Here is a 16,623-nt window from a genome sequence, read left to right on the forward strand (position 1 = left end):
ACTCCAAGTGGAGGACATGGCTTCCGGACCGGCGACCTGGGAGTACCGCGACGACCACTACGAGGCGTTCGGGCGAACGTACTTCCGGCGCTACGGCGACGGCCTGCTCTCGAGCATCGGCCTCGGGACCTACCTCGGCGAACCAACGGACGACGTCGACGAGGACTACGAGGCCGCCATCCTGCGAGCGCTCGAGTGCGGGTCCAATGTGATCGACACCGCGATCAACTACCGGTGCCAGCGAAGCGAACGCGTTGTCGGACGGGCCCTCGAGCGGACGAATGTCGACCGCGACGCGATTTTCGTCGCGACGAAGGGCGGCTTCGTCTCCTTCGACGGCGAGCGCCCGGACGACCCAGGTGAGTACGTCAGGGAAACCTACGTGGAGCCTGGACTCGTCGACCGCGAGGATCTCGTCGCGGGGAGCCACTGCATCGCCCCCGACTACATCGAGGACCAGCTGGATCGGTCCCTCGAGAACCTCGACACGCACGTCGACCTCTACTACGTGCACAACCCGGAGACCCAGTTACGAGAGCGGTCCCGAGAGGCCGTCTACGACCAGCTCGAGGCGACGTTCGTTCGTCTCGAGGAGCGGGCGGCCGCGGGGGACCTCTCACACTACGGCGTGGCGACCTGGGAGGCGTTCCGGGTCCCGGACGATCACCCGTCGTACCTCTCGCTCGCCGAAGTCGTCGAGCGCGCCCGCGCCGCCGCACGCGAAGCGGGCACGGGTGGCACGCACTTCCGGGCGATTCAGCTGCCGTTCAACGTCGCGATGGCCGACGCGTTCACGGTCGCGAGTCAGCCCGGTCCGGAGGGGCCCCAGAGCGTCCTCCAGTTTGCCACCGAAGCCGGGCTCAACGTGTTCACGAGCGCGAGCATCGCACAGGGAGAGCTGACGAACGGCCTCCCCGAGAACGTGGCGGCGGTCCTAGAGGGCGACTCGCCGGTCCAGCGGGCGATCAACTTCGCGCGGTCGGCACCGGGGGTAACGACGTCGCTGGTCGGCATGAGCCGACCCGAACACGTCGAGGAGAACGTCGACGCCGGACGATTCGACCCGCTCGGTGCGTCGACGTTCGACGACCTCTTCGTCGGGCCAGATAGCGATTCCGACGAGTCCTAACGTATCTCCTTCCACTCCCGTTCGCAGTTCGGACACCGCCGGATCGTGGTAATCGTGTCCGGGTCGTTCTCCGTCTTCAGCGGTTTCCCGCACTCGGCGCAGGTCACTCGCTCGTAGGTGTCTTTCTCGAGTTCCCCTTCACGGAGCGCCTTCCGGATAGATTTCATGTTGACCTTCTACGAAGGTGGAGAAGAAAAAGACCGGTGTCTCGGAACTATTTCGATTCGAATGTCACTGACCCCGCGTAGATACGGGCCAAAGCGCGTTGCCACGGGTTCCGGGCCTCGTACGGGCTGGTCGTCCCGTTCGTAGAGTTGAGATAGTCGAAATAACAGCCTCGAGGCGGGCTTCGCCGAATTCGTCGCCGTTTTTACCCTCCAGCCGAACGGTTCATCGATGGAGTACACCCAGGAGCGCGTCGCCACGCTCCACCGACTGACGGATGCCCCCATCGGATTCGACGGCCTCGAGCCCGTTCTCGACCGGACGGCTGTCGTCGTGCCGATGACCGATCGGGAACAGGAGCGTCCCGCGGCGACGGGCGTCCTGTCGGCACTCGAGTCGATTCGGTCGGCGCCCGAGCGCGTGATCGTTCCGGTCCGGGCCGACCCTGACCGGATCGAGTCGTTTCGGGCGTGGGTCGAGTCGTTCGACCTGCCGACCCAGGTACTGTGGTGTAACGCACCCGCCGTCGAGGATCTGCTGACGAGGAAAGGGCTCGACGGCGAACTAGGGAAGGGGCGCGACGTGTGGCTCGCGCTCGGTCCAGCGATTGCCCAGGGGGAGTACGTCGTCGTCCACGACGCCGACGCGACGAGCTTTCGACCGGACCACGTCGCCCGGTTGCTCCAGCCGCTGGCGATGGGCTACGACTTCTCGAAGGGATACTACGCGCGCGTCGAGGACGGCAAACTCTACGGACGGCTTTGTCGGCTCCTCTACGAACCGCTCATCGAGGCGCTCCGTGCCGAGCACGACGATCCCGTCGTCGAGTACCTCGCCGCGTTTCGATACGCGCTGGCAGGCGAGTTCGCGATGACGGCCGACTTCGCCAGTCGACTCCGGCCGCCCCGAGCGTGGGGGCTCGAGGTGGCGACCCTCGGCGACGCGTTCGAACACGCTGGCTTCGAGGGATCCGCGCAGGTCGATCTCGGTATCCACCGACACGACCACCGGGTCGTCGACGGCGAATCCGGCCTCGAGGGGATGAGCCGGGACGTCGCCTCCTCTATTCTTCGCGTGCTCGAGGCCAACGACGTCGATATCGACTACGGAACGCTGACGACACGATATCGCACGGTCGCCGACCGGCTGATCGACCAGTACCGAGCCGACGCGGCGTTCAACGGTCTCTCGTACGATCGAGACGGGGAACGTGAGCAGGTAACTCGCTACGCGAGGTCGCTCACCCCACCCGAACGGGAACGACGGCTCCCACCCTGGACGTCAGCGCCCGTCGATCCGGACGCGCTCGTCCAGGCGGCGACGCGGTGGGCTCCTTCGGCTCCCTCGCTCGAGTCGGCCACGCAAGACTAATCACCGCTTCGTTCGTTGCAGGAGCTATGGGGACCGGACTCGACCAGCGGACGAGCGACGAACTCGCCGGGATCGTCGATCTCTTCGGCGGGCTCACCCGGACGGAACTCGAGCGCGCCCTCTCGGAGGTCGCGTTCCGCGCAGACGGGCAGTCGGTCGACGAGGACGCCGCGGCGGGTGCGATCGAGGCGTCGCTGGACGCGTTCGCACTGGTTCGCTACGAACCTCGTGACGCTGGTCGTGCCACCGATGGAGGTTCCGAGGACGACGACAGCGACAGCGACGGCAACGCCAACGAGGACGGGGGCGCGCTCTTCGTCCCCGGGCCGACCGCGTTCCCTCGCACCCCCGAGCACGCGGAGGACCTCCCACACATTCTCGACGTGTCGCCGCGCGACCCCGACCAGGACGCGGTCGGTGAGGCCGCTCGAGACCGGTTTCTGGCGGACGTCGAGGCGGTGCTCGAGGGTGAGGGCGAGAGCATGGACGAGCCCGAGAACGTGGACGAGAGCGACGACGGTAGCGAGCACCCAGACGAGACGGCCATCGAGAACCTGATCGACCTGAGCTACGACCTCGAGGCATGGGCGCCGCTCGATCTGACAGCCGAACGAACTAGACTCATCGAGGCGCTCGAGGACGCCTGACCGAGGATCAGTATGACGACCCGACGGCTCACACTCGAGGCGGTCACCGACTTCCAGCCGACTGAGATCGACGACCAGCCGTACGACGCCGCCGTGCTCGCCCCCGTGATCGACCGCGACGGCGAGGACCACCTCCTCTTTACGCGCCGGGCCGATCACCTCGGGGAACACCCCGGCCAGATGAGTTTTCCCGGCGGCGGCAGGGAGCCCCAGGACGACTCGATCCTCGAGACAGCTCTCCGGGAGGCCGACGAGGAGATCGGTCTCGAGCCGTCGGCGGTCGACGTGGTCGGCCAGCTAGACGACATTCGAACGGTCACGGAGTACGCCGTCACGCCGTTCGTCGGGCGAATTCCCGATCGATCGTACGACCCGGACGAGCGCGAAGTCGCCGAAATCGTCGTCCTGCCGCTCTCGGGGTTCCTCGACCCGGACAATTACGAGTACGACAGACGTGACCACCCCTACTACGGCGACATCGTTATCCACTACTTTCACGTCGATGGCTACACCGTCTGGGGAGCAACCGGGCGCATTCTCGTCCAGTTACTCGAGCTGTCGACGCCCTTCGAGGCGCCCGAGCGGGTCGAACGCTCGCAGTATTAGTATCGACGACCCGCCGTGGTAGGGATGTGCCAGGAGACCCGTATGGACCGACTCACCGAACGATCGTCACGGGGACTGGCGAGCGACGAGCGACCGTCTCCGCGACGCTTCCCAGGAGAATTCGACTCGCACCCCGCCGACCGTGGCTCCCGATCACGATCTGCTCGACCGGGTTCTCCTCGGCGTAGTCGATGATCGAGCGCGCGACGCGCCCGACGACGAGTTCGGTCTCGCAGTCGACGCCGCGGTCGGCCGCCTTCTCGTCGACGTTCCCGAGCAGTGTCTCACCACGTTCCTTGCTCTGTCGGTGGATCTCCTCGTAGTTGATCATCGCACCTCCCTCGAGACCGGGCGCCCCGTAGAGGTCGGCCGGGTCGATGACGTGGAGGGCGACGATGGTCGCGTCCGGGTGCTCCTCGAACGCGAACTCGAGGGCGTCTGCCGCGCGGTCGGAGCCGTCGACTGGAACCAGGATTCGATCTTGCATGGGTGGACGTACACGTTCCAGTATGTTAATATCAGCCACCGTCCCTGGTAGGTTGGAACGCTCGCTCGCGTAGCTGGATTCGAATGGAAACGGCAGCGGCGCTCGGGTGACCGTACACGCGAACGAATACGACAGCGACGCTCGCGAGGGAGCAAAAAGTGCGACTCGAGTGCTCGACCGCTCGACGTCGCCGATTACTCGGAACTGCGCTTGCCGCTGTTCAGCGAGGGACGGACGTTCTCGGTTCCCTTGCCGCGGTTGTAGAGACCGCGGTTGGACTTGCCGGCGTTGGTCAGCCCGCGGAAGGCGCGGTTCTTGTGCGTGTCGGCACAGATCCAGTTGAGGTCGTCGTCGTTCTGGATAGCGGGGTGGTTCGGGTCGACGAGGATCACTTCGAACCACTTCTGCCCGCCGTCTTCACCGACCCAGTAACTGGCGAGGACGCGGAGGTTGGGGTATTTGCGAGAGACGCGCTCTTCACCGATGCGCTGGATGTTCTTCCGGCGACCGATGCGGTTGACGCCCTGGCGCTTCGTCCGGCGCCCGGCCTTGTGTCGCTGCTTGCGCGCGTTCCCCTTGCGGACGGCGACGCGCGTCACGACGATCCCCTGCTTCGCTTTGTAGCCGAGTTCGCGCGCCTTGTCCAGTCGCGTCGGGCGCTCGATTCGCTCGATGGCGCCTTCTTTGCGCCACTCCTGCTTGCGTTGCCACTGCAGTTCGCCGAGCTTGCCGTCGCCCGGGTTCTTCCATGCCTCCTTGATGTGGGAGTAGAAGCTTCGTGCCATTGGTAGTCTGCGGGCGTTTCCCGGTTCAGAAGCGATCTCGCGTTCGAGACGCGAGTAGCTTCCACATTCCAACCTGTGGCGCGAGCCGAACAGGTGCCCGCCGTCGCCCGCGGACCGACGAGTCGATTGGTGCTATCAGCGTGGCGGGTATAAGCGCTTCGAACCGTCCGTTCGCGAGTGCACTCGACTGAACGGGATCGCTCGAGGCACAGAATTCGTTCGTCAATATCCGCCCGGCGGTGGCTGTTTGAAGTCGCCGCCGGAGAGGCGACCGACGATCCATAGTGCGGCAATCGGCAGGCCGATCAACAGAGCGACCGCCAGTAGCGCGTCGACCGCGCCGACCAGGGTCGCGGCGGCCAGCACGAGTACGATGACGACGAGCACGGCGGCAACCTGGATCCGGAGGCCGTCTCGAGCGACGCCGCGGAGGGTCGACATCGAGGCCCAGTCCGCGTCCACGCCGATCGAACCGGCGAGCGCGAGTACGGCGAGGAGCGCCAGCGTCACAGGAGCGAGGGCGTGCCAGCGCTGACTCGGGGGATCGACGGCGCCGATGCCGTACATCGCGAGGGCGGCGAGGCCGACCCCGAGGCCGCCGACGACGACCGTCGCCGCCGCGTGAACGAGTTCCGTCTGCCGGCTATCGATCGACGGGCCGAGGTGCGTTCGTATCCCCTGGGTTCGCTCGGAGAGGTCCCAGACCGCGATCGCCGTGGCGACGGCGAGGAATACGCCGAGCGGACTCGTACCCACGCGCGATCCGACGAAGGCGACGCCCAGTATCGAGCCACAGCCGAATCGCCGAAGCCAGCGCCGCGGTTCGTCGACTCCCGAGGCGAGCGACGCGATCGCCACCTCGACGACGACGACGGCCAGCAGCGAACCGAACACCGCCCAGACCGCCAGCAGCGGATCGATCGATGGGACGGCCGATGCGACGAGGAACGCCACGGGTGGAACGACCACGCCGCCGGTCGCGAACGCGGCTGTTCGAAGCGGGTACGGTCCGAACCAGGCGCGAAGCGGCGGCGCGGCCAGCCACCCGAAACAGATCACCACCGCGCCGAGGGCCACACCCAGGAGAACGACGTGGAGGCCGCCGCTCCCCAGGACGACCAGCACGAGCGTTCCGACTGGTCCCATCGCCCGCAGCACCGAGTCGATCGCGTCACCCGTTCCCGGGGCCGCCAGAACGAAGCCGGCGACGACGAGGACGTAGTAGGAACCCGTTGGAAGGTCGGCGACGCGGCCCACCACCGACCGAAACGTCAGCGGTGACCTCCGGTCGGGATAGGCCTGTTCGAGGACGGTCCCTACACACGAAGCCAGGAGCACCGCCACGGCGAGCAACGCGAGGACGGAGAGAACACTCGCGTGGGTACTGCTCGTCAGCGCTTCGAGTATCACCGCCGTCGCGAAAAACAGCGTGCCGACAGTGCCAGTCGCCAGCAGGTACGTCCCGGCCACGACGGGCAGGGACGTCACCGTGGAATCGCGAACCGGCCAGGCGAACGACGCCCAGTCGGTCGTCGCGTCGACCCCGGCGGCGCCGACGGCGAGGATCGCCAGGGAAGCCCCGGCGACCAGGAGCGCCTCGACGACACCCTCGACGACGGCCACGTTGAACCCGACGAAAACTGCGAACAGACCTCCCGTAACGAGCACGCTGCCGACGGCCCGTCGACCGAGCCGATCCGACGCGGCGAGCGTGACGCCCCAAACCACTCCGAGTGTGCCGAGGCCAGCCACCGTCCCCGGGAGTTCGACGCCAGCCCCCCAGCATACGCCGACCGTCGTCAACACCGCCAGGAGTGTGGCGGCCGTTCCGAGATCCGCGGATTCGTTCGTGCACTCCGCACTCACGAGGACCACCGCCGTTTGCCCCGGTCGATCGCGACGTGGAGCGACTCGTCAGGGTGCCATTCGACGACGCGAACGCCGTGGCTGCGAAGCGTCGACCGCCGACGGTCCGCCTCGAGGCGCTCGAGTGCCGCCGTGCCGTCGGACTTTTCGGCCACCGCCGGGCAGACGACCGTCACCTCGTGGCCGTACGCGCGGAATCGCCGGGCAGACGCGACCGGGTCGTCGTCGAGAAGCGGGGTCACGAAGACGAGCTGTTTCTCGTCGGCCAGGTGCCGGCAGAACCGGTCGACTGCGCGATCGCCGTGGGCGAGCCACGAGGGGCGACCGAACGATCCGCACCACTCCCCGTCGAGCAACCGGCGAACGCGAGCCAGCTGGTCTCGACCGGTTCGCGGGAGGAGGTAATCGCCGCGACCGCCGTAGAGGGCGACGCCGACGCGGTTGTTCTCGGCCAGCAGGGTGGTCGCCAGCCACTCGGTCGCCCGGACCGAGAGCGCCCGGGCGTCGAGTTCGCCCGGTTCGCGAACGACTACGTTGTCGTCTCGTGCGTCAACGACCACGACGACCGACGCGGCCCGCTCCTCGCGGAACTCGATGGTCGTCAACTCGCCGGTGCGGGCGAGTCGCTTCCAGTCGACACGACGCATCGGGTCGCTCGGCTGGAAGGGGCGAAGCGAGTAAAACTCGAGCCCTTCGCCCCCGACGTCGGTCTCGACTCGGCCGGTGTGCTGGATCGTCTGGCCCGCGAGCGGGAGCCGCTCGAGTGCGTCGTTCCACGACAGGCGGCCTGCGTTCGCTTCCTCCTCCTCGTCACCGCTATCGCTGTCGTCTTCGCCGTTGCCGGGACCGTCGCTATCGTCATCGCCGTCACTCCCGAACTCGTACCGCGTCATCTGCCGTTCGCTCCCGCTGACGTTCCGGGTTTCGACGACGACGTCACCGAAGACGTGCGTGCCCCGTCGAGGGCGGACGACGTACTCGAGCGCGACCGATTCGCCCGGAGACAGACTGCCGATCGCCCGGGTTTCCCCCTCGACCGCCAGGTCGACCGGCGGCTCGTCGGCCACCCGAACGTCCGGAACGGCGTCGCTCCCCCGGTTGGTCACCTCGACGGTGACCGAAACGGACTCGCCGGGGACCGGGGCTGACGGCTCGAGTCCGCGCTCGACGTCGAACGTCGAGGACGGCGGCGTCGTCGCATAGCCGTAAGCCGCGTACGTGAGGGCGACGACGGACGAGAGGAAGATGGTTGCGTCGCGAGCCAGGACGCCGGTGCCGATAGCGAGCAGAGCGATTCCGAGAGCGACTGTCCAGCGGTCGCTCGAGTCAGTCTGCTGGTCGGCGACGGTCCCCGCCGTTCGAACGGACCGTTCGTCGTCTGTGAGGACGCCTGTACGCTCAGTCTCGTCTCCGCTCCCGCCAGCGCTCTCGTCTCCGTTCTCGCCATCACTCGAGGATCGTGATAACTCGCTCTCCTCACCGGAGGTGGTACCAGAATCCGGCGAAGCCGCCGTCTGTGAGACCCGCGATCCCGTTTCCGAACGGAAGTCGGCGCCGGTCTCCTGGTCGAGAACCGTCTCGGAGCCGCCCTCGTGGCCCCCGTCGCCGCCGAGATCGAGCGCGTTCGCGTCGCTCATGGGTCCGCCCTCCCTCGCGGTCGGGAAGACGCGTCGGATCGACGGGTTCCGGAATCCGACCGCGTCGCGAGGTGATTCTCGATCGGTACCTCCCGCAGCGCCGCTAACTCGGCCAGCGCCGCCTCGAGCTGTCGCTGTTCTTGGCGACCGGCGAGCCAGTCGAACAGTCGCAACTTCGGCGGCACCGAAACCGATCCAGACAGGTAGGCGGCCGCCCGCACGTCGTCGGTCCACGTCCCCGACTGCACCCGCTCTCGTGCCTCGTCCACGCCGTGGCCGCCGGCCATCAGCGTCGTCATCACCGCGTCAGTTACGGCGACCCGGGTCCGGTTTCGGGCCCGCACCCGGAGCACACGCTGGTCCCGGGGCTCGTCGAGGGGCCCTCGCTCGAGCGCACGCTCGAGATCGGCGCCGATCCGCTCGACGTCCGGCTCGACGCGCTCGTCCGCACGTCCGAATCGTGCGTTCGGTCCGGTATCGGACTCTGCCGCGACCGAATGCAGGACGCCCAGCCCCAGCAGGACAGCGACGCCGCCGCCGACGAGGACGACCCCGTCCCGGGCGATGGCGCCCGCCGCCGAGGGGATCGATCCGGTCGTCGCCAGGAGCGTCGCCAGCAGGGCGCCCGCTCCGACGAGGAGCAGGAGCGTCCGCTTCACTCCCGATCACCGTCCTCGTGGGGGGCCGTCGCGACAATTCGGTCGTAGGCCGCTCGAGCCCGACGAATACGGTCGTCCGTCGGTGGGTAGTTCCCGTACCGTACCTGTCGGAACGTCTCGGTGAGCGTCGACACGGCGGATTCGGGGAAGCCAGCGTCGACCGCCGCACTGGCGTATTCACCCGGCGTCTTCGATCGATCCCGCCGCACGGAGACGAGTTCGGTCAGCGCGGCCCAGGCATCTTCGACCGTCTGCGGACCGGGGTCGTCCCGTGTTTCGTCCTCGTCTTCGTCGCCGTCGCCGTTGCCTCGAGTGGCCGTTCTCGACCCCGAACGGCTGGACGCCCGGCGACGGGAGAAGCCACCGAAGAGCGACGCGACGCCGCCGGAGATCGAGAGCCCGCCGAGAGAACTCAGAGTCCCTGCCAGACCGGCCGGAATCGAGACGAGCGTGGAACCGAGCCCACGGCCGAGACCCTGGCCGACCAGCCCGATCCCGGATCCGATAGCTCGGCCGGCTCCGACGACGCCGTCGACGACTGCTGGCGTCACTCGTGCGAGTCCGATCGTCGCCGTCATCGTCACCTGGGGAATTCGCTTGAGTCGAAACTGCAATCGGGGGAGGAAGCCGTCCGGAATCGTCACATCGGCGTTCGCGACGCCGGGGGCTCGAGAGGGGTGCGTCGCCCGCCAGAGCAGGCCAATCGGGACGACGAGCAGACAGGCGAGGAGTAAACCGGCGGCCGGAAGGATACCGATGCTGGCACTGCTATCGTCGTCGCCTTCGTCGGTGGTCTCGGCGCCACCGCTTTCGTCGCCGACGGTTTCGTTTTCGTCGTCCGTTTCGTTCGACGCCTCGCCGTCCGAGTCGTTTACCCGGTCGTCGGATACCTCGTCGTCGGGCGTCGACTCGTTCGCGTCGGGTTCGTCACTTCGCTCGCTGTCGCGGTCGTCGGTGCCGTTCTCGCCGTCGCTCTCGGGTCCGGACTCGAGGTCGAGGTAGTGGTCGTCGCTCACGGCGTCCTGGTCGGGGTAGTCGCCGTAGCCGGCCGCGGGGAGGAACGCGGCGGCGGCGAGGATCGCGAGGACACAACAGACGACGAGGGCGGCGTTGTGGCGGTCGTATCCCACACTATCGCTTCGTGCGTGGTCGACCCGTAAAAATGTTACCACTGTGACCGGTAGTCGATCGGACAGTTTGACGGTCGCGACGTCTGCGCGACGAAACTATTTTCGAGCGACAGGTTCAACCCGGTGCATGGTCTCTCGCGAACTCCTCGGACGAATGGCGACGACGCTCGGCGCCGTCGTCCTCGCCAACCTGGTGCTCGCCCTCGTCTTCGTCGCACTGCTCGAGCCCTGGCTCGTCCCCGTCTTCGACGGCGTCGGGCTCTCTCGCGGCGTCGCATACCTCCTCTCGGCGGCGCTCTGGCTGGGGTGTCTACTCGCCGTCCAGTTGCGGTACGCACGCCTCGAGTTGCTGGCGGAAGCCGACGCCGCGGTACTGGGACCCGACGAGCGGCCGGAACTGACCGACCGCGTGACGCGACTCGCCGCCCAGCTAGACGTTGCCGTACCGACGGTTGCGGTGGCCGACACCGACGTGGCAAACAGCTTCGCCGTCGGCGGCGTCCGCTCGGGGACCATCGTCGTCAGCGAGGGGCTCCTCGAGACGCTCGATGCCGCCGAACTCGACGCCGTCCTCGCCCACGAACTCGCACACCTGAAGAACCGTGATGCGGCAGTGATGACCCTCGCCTCGTTCCTCCCGGCGCTGATCGCCGACGAACACGTCGTCTTCGGGGATCACTTGCCGCGGTGGACCCGGCCGTACGTCTACGGCGGACTCCTGCTCGTCGCGGCACTCCTCGGGTCGTCGTTCATCGACGCGCCGGTGTTCACCCCGAACGGACTCCTGCAACTCGCGGTAGCGCTCGGCGTCACCGTCGTCGTCGGCGGGATTGTTCTCGGCGTGGTCGCAACCGTCGTCGTCTTCCTCAGCCGGAGCCTCTCGCGCCAGCGGGAGTTCGTCGCCGACCGCGCCGGGGCCCTCGCCACCGGCGACCCGGCAACGCTCGCGGGTGTCCTCGAGCGCCTCGACGGCGAGGCGACGGTCCCGGCGAACGACGCCCGCGTCGAGGACGGGGCGACGAGGGGCGGCCACTACCGTGGCCTCGAGGGGATGTGCTTGCTTCCGAACGGGTTCGACTGCGGGGGCAGTGACGAGCTGGGGCGAGGGCAGGAAAACAGCCAAACCTACCAGGTGGACACGTACGCACACCCGCCGACGGCCGAGCGAATCGCACGGCTCCGCGAACTGACTGCCGAGCTAGAAACGTCGTCTCGCGTTGGCGCGTAACGATCCTGGAGGCGCCGGAACGGCCTGCGCCCGACGGCGTCGGTCTCAGTCGTCGGCCGCCACGGACGGCGCATCGAGCGCCGCGAACCCCGACTCGAGGTCCGCGAGCAGGTCGTCGACCGACTCGACGCCGACGGACACACGAATCAGCGTGTCGGTGATACCGACGGCTTCTCGCTCTTCCCGCGGAACGGGTTCGTGGGTCATTGCCGCCGGAAGTTCGATTAGGCTCTCGACGCCGCCGACGCTGACCGCGAGGGTGAACTCCTCGACCGCCTCGAGGAAGCGTTTCGCGTCCTCGAGTTCGCCGTCGAGTTCGAACGAGAGGATGCCGCCGTAGCCCTCCATCTGTCGAGTGGCGAGGTCGTGCTGAGGGTGGGACTCGAGGCCGGGATAGTAGACGTCGGTGACGGCCTCGTGGCCCTCGAGGAACTCGGCGACGGCCATCGCGTTCGCCTCGTGCTGGCGCATGCGCATCGGGAGGGTCTTGAGCCCTCGGAGGACGAGGTAGCTGTCGAAGGGCGCGAGCATGTCGCCGACGCCGACCTGCTGCTGGAACTCGATCTCGTCGGCGAGGTCGTCGTCGCTCGTGACGACGGCGCCGCCGATCGAGTCCGAGTGCCCGTTCAGGTACTTCGTCGTGCTGTGGGCGACGACGTCGGCGCCCAGTTCGAGCGGGCGCTGGAAGTAGGAGCTGGCGAAGGTGTTGTCCACGCCCAGAAGAGCGTCGTAGCTCTCGGCAATTTCTGCGATCGCGGCCACGTCACACAGGCCCATCCGGGGGTTCGTCGGCGTCTCCATCCAGACCATCACCGTGTCGTCGGTGACGGTGGCCTCGACGGCCGCCGTGTCACTCCCGTCGACGAACGTGACGTCCACGCCGAGGCGGTCGCGAAACACCGACTCGAGCATCCGTCGGGTACCGGCGTAGAGGTCGTCGCCGGCGACGAGGTGATCGCCGGGTTCGACGGCCGAGAGCAGGGTCGTGAAGATCGCGGCAGTACCCGATGAGAAGGCCATCGCGTGCTCGCCACCCTCGAGGCTCGCCAGCCGTTTCTCGAGGGCGTGTCGCGTCGGGTTCGAGAGTCGAGAGTAGAGGAACTCGCCACGGTCGGGATCGACGTCCTCGAGGCTGAGATCGGTGTCGAGGCCCGGAAGGGCGAACGTCGACGAGAGGTGGATGGGGGTGCTGACGTCGCCCGCTTCGCTCCCGACGCGGAACGGCTCCTCGCCGGCGGTGACGGCTCGGGTCTCGAACGCAGCAAGGTCAGAATCTTCCTGTTCCATGCTCGACGCTCACGATAGATTGCCGGTAATACCTTTCCATCTACCAGTAATATTTGCCTCACTCTCGTATTATCAGCAGCTATTTTTCACCCGAAAGCAGGGAGAATCGAGTCGAGACGCAAACCAATAACTACCGTGCGAATGAATATGCGGCCATGAGTCTCTCTGTCGGCGTACTGGGGTATCGATTCATGGGCAAGGCGCACGCGAACGCGCTCGCACGGCTCCCGATGTTCTTCCCCGACGCACCGGACGTAGAGCGGCAGGTGTTGATCGGCCGTGACGAGGACGCCCTCGCGGACGCTGCCGACCGCCTGGGCTTCGCGTCGACCGCCACCGACTGGGCCGACGTCGTCGACGAGGTCGACGTCTTCTACAACCTTGGGCCGAACCACGTGCACGCCGAACCAACCATCGCCGCCCTCGAGGCCGGCACCCCCGTCTTCTGCGAGAAGCCGCTCGCGCCGACACTCGAAACCGCCGAGGAGATGGCCGAGGCGGCCCGCGAGGCCGGCGTCCCTGCCGGCGCCGCGTTCAACTACCGGTTCGTGCCGGCGATTCAGTACGCGAAGAACCTGCTCGAGGCGGGCGAGTTGGGGGAGATCCACCACGTCCGCGGGCGCTACCTCCAGGATTGGCTGGTCAACCCCGAAGCCGAGTGGTCCTGGCGAAACGACGAGGAAATGGCCGGATCCGGCGCCCTTGGCGACCTGGGTTCGCACACGGTCGACCTCCTGCGCTTTCTGGTCGGCAGCGACGACCTCGCTGGCGATATCGAGCGCGTCAGCGGACACCTCCGAACGTTCGTCGACGAACGGCCCACCGGGGACGGGGAGACGCGCCCCGTCACCGTCGACGACGCCTACTCCGCACAGGTCGAGTTCGCGAACGGGACGATGGGCACGCTCGAGGCCTCGCGGTTCGCCACGGGGCACAAGAACGACCACACGATCGAGGTTCACGGTTCGAAGGGGAGTTTGAAGTTCTCCCTCGAGCGGCTGAACGAACTCGAGGTCCTGCGCGAGGGCAACCGTGGCTACGAGACCGTGCTGGTCACCGACGAGGACGACCCCTACGTCGATCACTGGTGGCCCCCGGGGCACGTCATCGGCTGGGAGCACACCTTCGTCCACGAGAACTACGAGTTCCTCTCGGCGGTCGACGCTGGCGAGGGGTACGAACCGAGCTTCGAGGACGGCCTGGCCGCCCAGCGGGTCCTCGACGCCGTCGAGCGAAGCGACGAACGCGGCGAGTGGGTGGGCCTCGAGTAGTCGGGAAGCGTCGCGGAACTATTTTCCTGAAGGATGCGGCTCGAGTCGAACCTCGAACCGAAACGGAAAGGGGCCGCCTCAGGTTTCCACGCCGAGGACGGTGTTGTCGTCGGAATCGCCGAACGCCACCCAGTCGTCGTCCGTTTTGGCTGCGTTCGCCTCACCTGGGCCGAACGTGTACGTCCCCGTCTCTTCAGGTGCCTCCGCGAAGTAGGTGAACGTGGCCGTCTCACCCGGAACCGCGGTCCCGAAGTAGACGTACTGCACGTCGCCGTCCTCCTCGACTCGCTCCACGTCACCGTAGGCGTCGTCGACCGACCACTCGACGGGGACGACGTCCCGCACCATTGCTTCGTGTGAGACCGACTCGACGGTCACGTCGACGCGATTGGTCTGGCCCGCGGTGAACGTCGACCCGTCGTCCTCGCGAGCACCCGCCACCTCGAGCGTCTCGGGCGTGTCGGGATCGGCCAGTTCGACGTCGTTGTGCTTCGCGAAGTCACCGATCTCCGCTCGCCGAACGGCAGACGGTGCGTCGACGAAGCCGGCGCCGGCGTTCCACGGCGTGTAGGCGGTGTGGGCGTCGCGGGCCTGGGCTTCGACCGTGTAGATGACGTCCGCGGGAGACCAGTCGTGGCCGTTCTTTCGCGCGGCGTCGATCACCAGGGCACAGATGCCAGCCGCGGCCGGGCAGGCCATGCTCGTCCCCGTCATCGGCGAGTAGTAGAGTTCCTCGTCCGGCTCGAGCGCGTCGAGGGGATCGGTCGGGCCGACTGTACTCATCACCGAGTTGCCCGGCGCCGCGACGCTAGGGCGATAGAGCCCGACCGGCCGATACCGGTACGGCTCGCCGAGCTGTTCGAACGCCTCGAGGTCGATCTCGTAGGTGACCACGACGTTGGTCGCGGGTTCGACCTCGATCCAGTAGGTCTCGCCGCCCTCGACGTCCGTCGTCAGCGTCTGGTGCTGGTAGACGGGCTCTTCGCCGAGTTTGGCGACCTCCTCGCCGTCTTTCGAACCCCGGTGGACGGTGAGCGTGATCTGCTCGCCGTCCGGCGTCAACGAGAGGTCGAGTTCGAGGACGTCGGCGTTTTTCGGCGCGACCCACTCGTAGTAGTCGCTCCCGGTGCCGGTGGGGCCGAGTTCGCCCGCCCACGACTCGGTGTCGACGACGTACTGTCCCCGGGTCATCGCGGCGTGGAACTTCTCGAGGTTCTTCAGCGCCTTTCGGCGGTCGTAGTTGGTCTCGCGGTCCTCGTCTGGCGTGCGCCCGCGCGAGGAGAAATCGGTAACGTGCTCGTCGTCGCGGGTGGCCGCCACGCCGAGGACGTGCGGCGCCTTGGCGAACCGCGAGAGGGTGTCCGGATCGGGCCCGTCGTTGCCCGCCGCGAACACGGGAACGATTCCGCGACGGAACGCCTCCCAGGACGCGACGTTGACGGGGTCGTTCGGATTGTACCGCACGTCGCGGGCGACGCCGTAGGAGTTCGAGACGACGTCGGGATCGAAGTCGTCGTCGGGGTCGTCCGCCCGGGCCAGCATGTGATCCCACGCGCCGACGACGAACGGCAGGTAGACGGCTTCGTTGGTCGAATACACCGACACGCGGGCCCCGGGGGCCATCCCGCGGTACTGCCCGTCGCTCGCCGACCCATCACCGGCGACGATGCCGGCGCAGTGAGTGCCGTGTCCCAGGTCGTCGGTGTCCGCGCCGGCACCGAGGTCGATCCAGTCGGGGTCGGGATCACCCAGCGGATCGTCGACCCACTGCCAGTTCGACTCGAGTCGCCCGTCGAAGTCCGGGTGCGGCCCGGAGAAGCCCGAGTCGATGACGACCGCGTCGACCGACGAGCCGTCGTAGCCGAGGTCCGACTGAACCGCGTCGGCGCCCGTTGCTTCTCGCGAATCGTCGTTGTAGAACTCGAGTTCGACGGCCTTGGCGATCCGCCGAACTGCGTCCCAGTCGGCGACCGTCGAGAGCTGATCGCCGGTCAGGGCGGTGTAGGCCATCGGGAGCACCTCGTACTCGACGAGGCCCGCCTGCAGGTCGAGGTCTCCGAGGAGGCTGACCGATTCGGCGTCGTCGAAGACGACGATCACCTCCTGGAGCACGTCGGTCGCGGTGTCGAGCTGGTCGTCGAGCACCGACGTGTCCGTGTCGCCCACCGCGGTTCCCGAAAACGGGAGTAGCGAGGCCGCGCCGGCGGCGCCGGCGGTCCTGAGTACTGTGCGTCGGTTTACGTGTCGTGACGTGTCCTCTGACATCGTGAAAGTAGATTCGTATCGGTAGTGGTACGCTTCGAGACTCGAGCCATCGTTCGAACCGCGGACTCGAGGCTCGTGGCGGTGAACCGG

Annotated in this window: 15 protein-coding genes; 6 read left to right on the forward strand and 9 right to left on the reverse strand. The window is 67.4% G+C overall.

Features of this window, described 5'->3' with window-relative positions; translation table 11 throughout:
• Positions 1-16: 16 nt before the first annotated feature.
• A complete protein-coding gene (locus ACFQO4_RS12380) occupies positions 17-1,129 on the forward strand; it encodes an aldo/keto reductase (RefSeq protein WP_500261219.1) in 1,113 nt (370 codons plus the stop codon).
• Here ACFQO4_RS12380 and ACFQO4_RS12385 read toward each other — a convergent pair.
• Positions 1,126-1,296 (reverse strand): HVO_0758 family zinc finger protein, encoded by a 171-nt coding sequence (locus ACFQO4_RS12385; protein WP_254157149.1) that lies wholly within the window; start codon positions 1,294-1,296, stop codon positions 1,126-1,128. The genes ACFQO4_RS12380 and ACFQO4_RS12385 overlap by 4 nt on opposite strands.
• 229 nt (positions 1,297-1,525) lie before the next feature.
• Here ACFQO4_RS12385 and ACFQO4_RS12390 point away from each other — a divergent pair, with 229 nt between their 5' ends.
• Genes ACFQO4_RS12390 through ACFQO4_RS12400 form a run of 3 tightly spaced genes read left to right on the forward strand, consistent with a single transcriptional unit; the run spans position 1,526 to position 3,918 of the window.
• Positions 1,526-2,665 (forward strand): glycosyltransferase family protein, encoded by a 1,140-nt coding sequence (locus tag ACFQO4_RS12390; protein WP_500261220.1) that lies wholly within the window; start codon positions 1,526-1,528, stop codon positions 2,663-2,665.
• A 26-nt stretch (positions 2,666-2,691) separates the two neighbouring features.
• Entirely contained in the window at positions 2,692-3,312 is a 621-nt protein-coding gene (locus ACFQO4_RS12395) for a DUF7109 family protein (protein WP_500261221.1), read from the forward strand.
• 12 nt (positions 3,313-3,324) lie between these two features.
• Positions 3,325-3,918, forward strand: a complete 594-nt coding sequence (locus ACFQO4_RS12400; protein WP_500261222.1) for an NUDIX hydrolase — start codon at positions 3,325-3,327, stop codon at positions 3,916-3,918.
• Positions 3,919-3,970: 52 nt separating this feature from the next.
• Here ACFQO4_RS12400 and ACFQO4_RS12405 read toward each other — a convergent pair whose 3' ends face one another.
• From ACFQO4_RS12405 to ACFQO4_RS12430, 6 genes are all read right to left on the reverse strand, one after another.
• Positions 3,971-4,405 carry a universal stress protein gene (locus ACFQO4_RS12405; RefSeq protein WP_500261223.1) on the reverse strand — a complete coding sequence of 145 codons (435 nt, stop codon included), beginning with the start codon at positions 4,403-4,405 and terminating at the stop codon, positions 3,971-3,973.
• Between the two features lie 194 nt (positions 4,406-4,599).
• Entirely contained in the window at positions 4,600-5,190 is a 591-nt protein-coding gene (locus ACFQO4_RS12410; RefSeq protein WP_253436580.1) for a 50S ribosomal protein L15e, read from the reverse strand.
• 222 nt (positions 5,191-5,412) lie between these two features.
• Complete coding sequence (locus ACFQO4_RS12415; protein WP_500261224.1) at positions 5,413-7,056, reverse strand: DUF7519 family protein; 1,644 nt, start codon at positions 7,054-7,056, stop codon at positions 5,413-5,415.
• Positions 7,053-8,693: a DUF58 domain-containing protein gene (locus tag ACFQO4_RS12420; protein WP_500261225.1), complete on the reverse strand. Its 1,641-nt coding sequence runs from the start codon at positions 8,691-8,693 to the stop codon at positions 7,053-7,055. Before ACFQO4_RS12420 ends, ACFQO4_RS12415 begins: the two co-directional genes overlap by 4 nt.
• Entirely contained in the window at positions 8,690-9,352 is a 663-nt protein-coding gene (locus ACFQO4_RS12425; RefSeq protein ID WP_500261226.1) for a DUF7269 family protein, read from the reverse strand. Before ACFQO4_RS12425 ends, ACFQO4_RS12420 begins: the two co-directional genes overlap by 4 nt.
• Positions 9,349-10,482 (reverse strand): DUF4129 domain-containing protein, encoded by a 1,134-nt coding sequence (locus tag ACFQO4_RS12430; RefSeq protein ID WP_500261227.1) that lies wholly within the window; start codon positions 10,480-10,482, stop codon positions 9,349-9,351. The genes ACFQO4_RS12425 and ACFQO4_RS12430 overlap by 4 nt, the downstream gene beginning before the upstream one ends.
• Before the next feature lie 127 nt (positions 10,483-10,609).
• On the opposite strand from ACFQO4_RS12430, the gene ACFQO4_RS12435 reads away from it, so the two are divergent.
• The gene (locus tag ACFQO4_RS12435) at positions 10,610-11,710 is read left to right on the forward strand and encodes a M48 family metalloprotease (RefSeq protein ID WP_500261228.1); all 1,101 of its coding nucleotides are present in this window, start codon (positions 10,610-10,612) and stop codon (positions 11,708-11,710) included.
• Between the two features lie 45 nt (positions 11,711-11,755).
• On the opposite strand, the gene ACFQO4_RS12440 is transcribed toward ACFQO4_RS12435, so the two are convergent.
• On the reverse strand, positions 11,756-12,997 hold the full coding sequence (locus tag ACFQO4_RS12440) for a trans-sulfuration enzyme family protein (RefSeq protein ID WP_500261229.1): 1,242 nt from the start codon (positions 12,995-12,997) through the stop codon (positions 11,756-11,758).
• Positions 12,998-13,152: 155 nt separating this feature from the next.
• On the opposite strand from ACFQO4_RS12440, the gene ACFQO4_RS12445 reads away from it, so the two are divergent.
• Positions 13,153-14,268 (forward strand): Gfo/Idh/MocA family protein, encoded by a 1,116-nt coding sequence (locus tag ACFQO4_RS12445; protein WP_500261230.1) that lies wholly within the window; start codon positions 13,153-13,155, stop codon positions 14,266-14,268.
• A 78-nt stretch (positions 14,269-14,346) separates the two neighbouring features.
• On the opposite strand, the gene ACFQO4_RS12450 is transcribed toward ACFQO4_RS12445, so the two are convergent.
• Positions 14,347-16,533, reverse strand: a complete 2,187-nt coding sequence (locus ACFQO4_RS12450; RefSeq protein ID WP_500261231.1) for a S8 family serine peptidase — start codon at positions 16,531-16,533, stop codon at positions 14,347-14,349.
• Positions 16,534-16,623 lie beyond the last annotated feature (90 nt).

The sequence above is a fragment of the Saliphagus sp. GCM10025334 genome (assembly GCF_042663485.1).
In the GTDB taxonomy this organism is placed as follows: domain Archaea; phylum Halobacteriota; class Halobacteria; order Halobacteriales; family Natrialbaceae; genus Natronosalvus.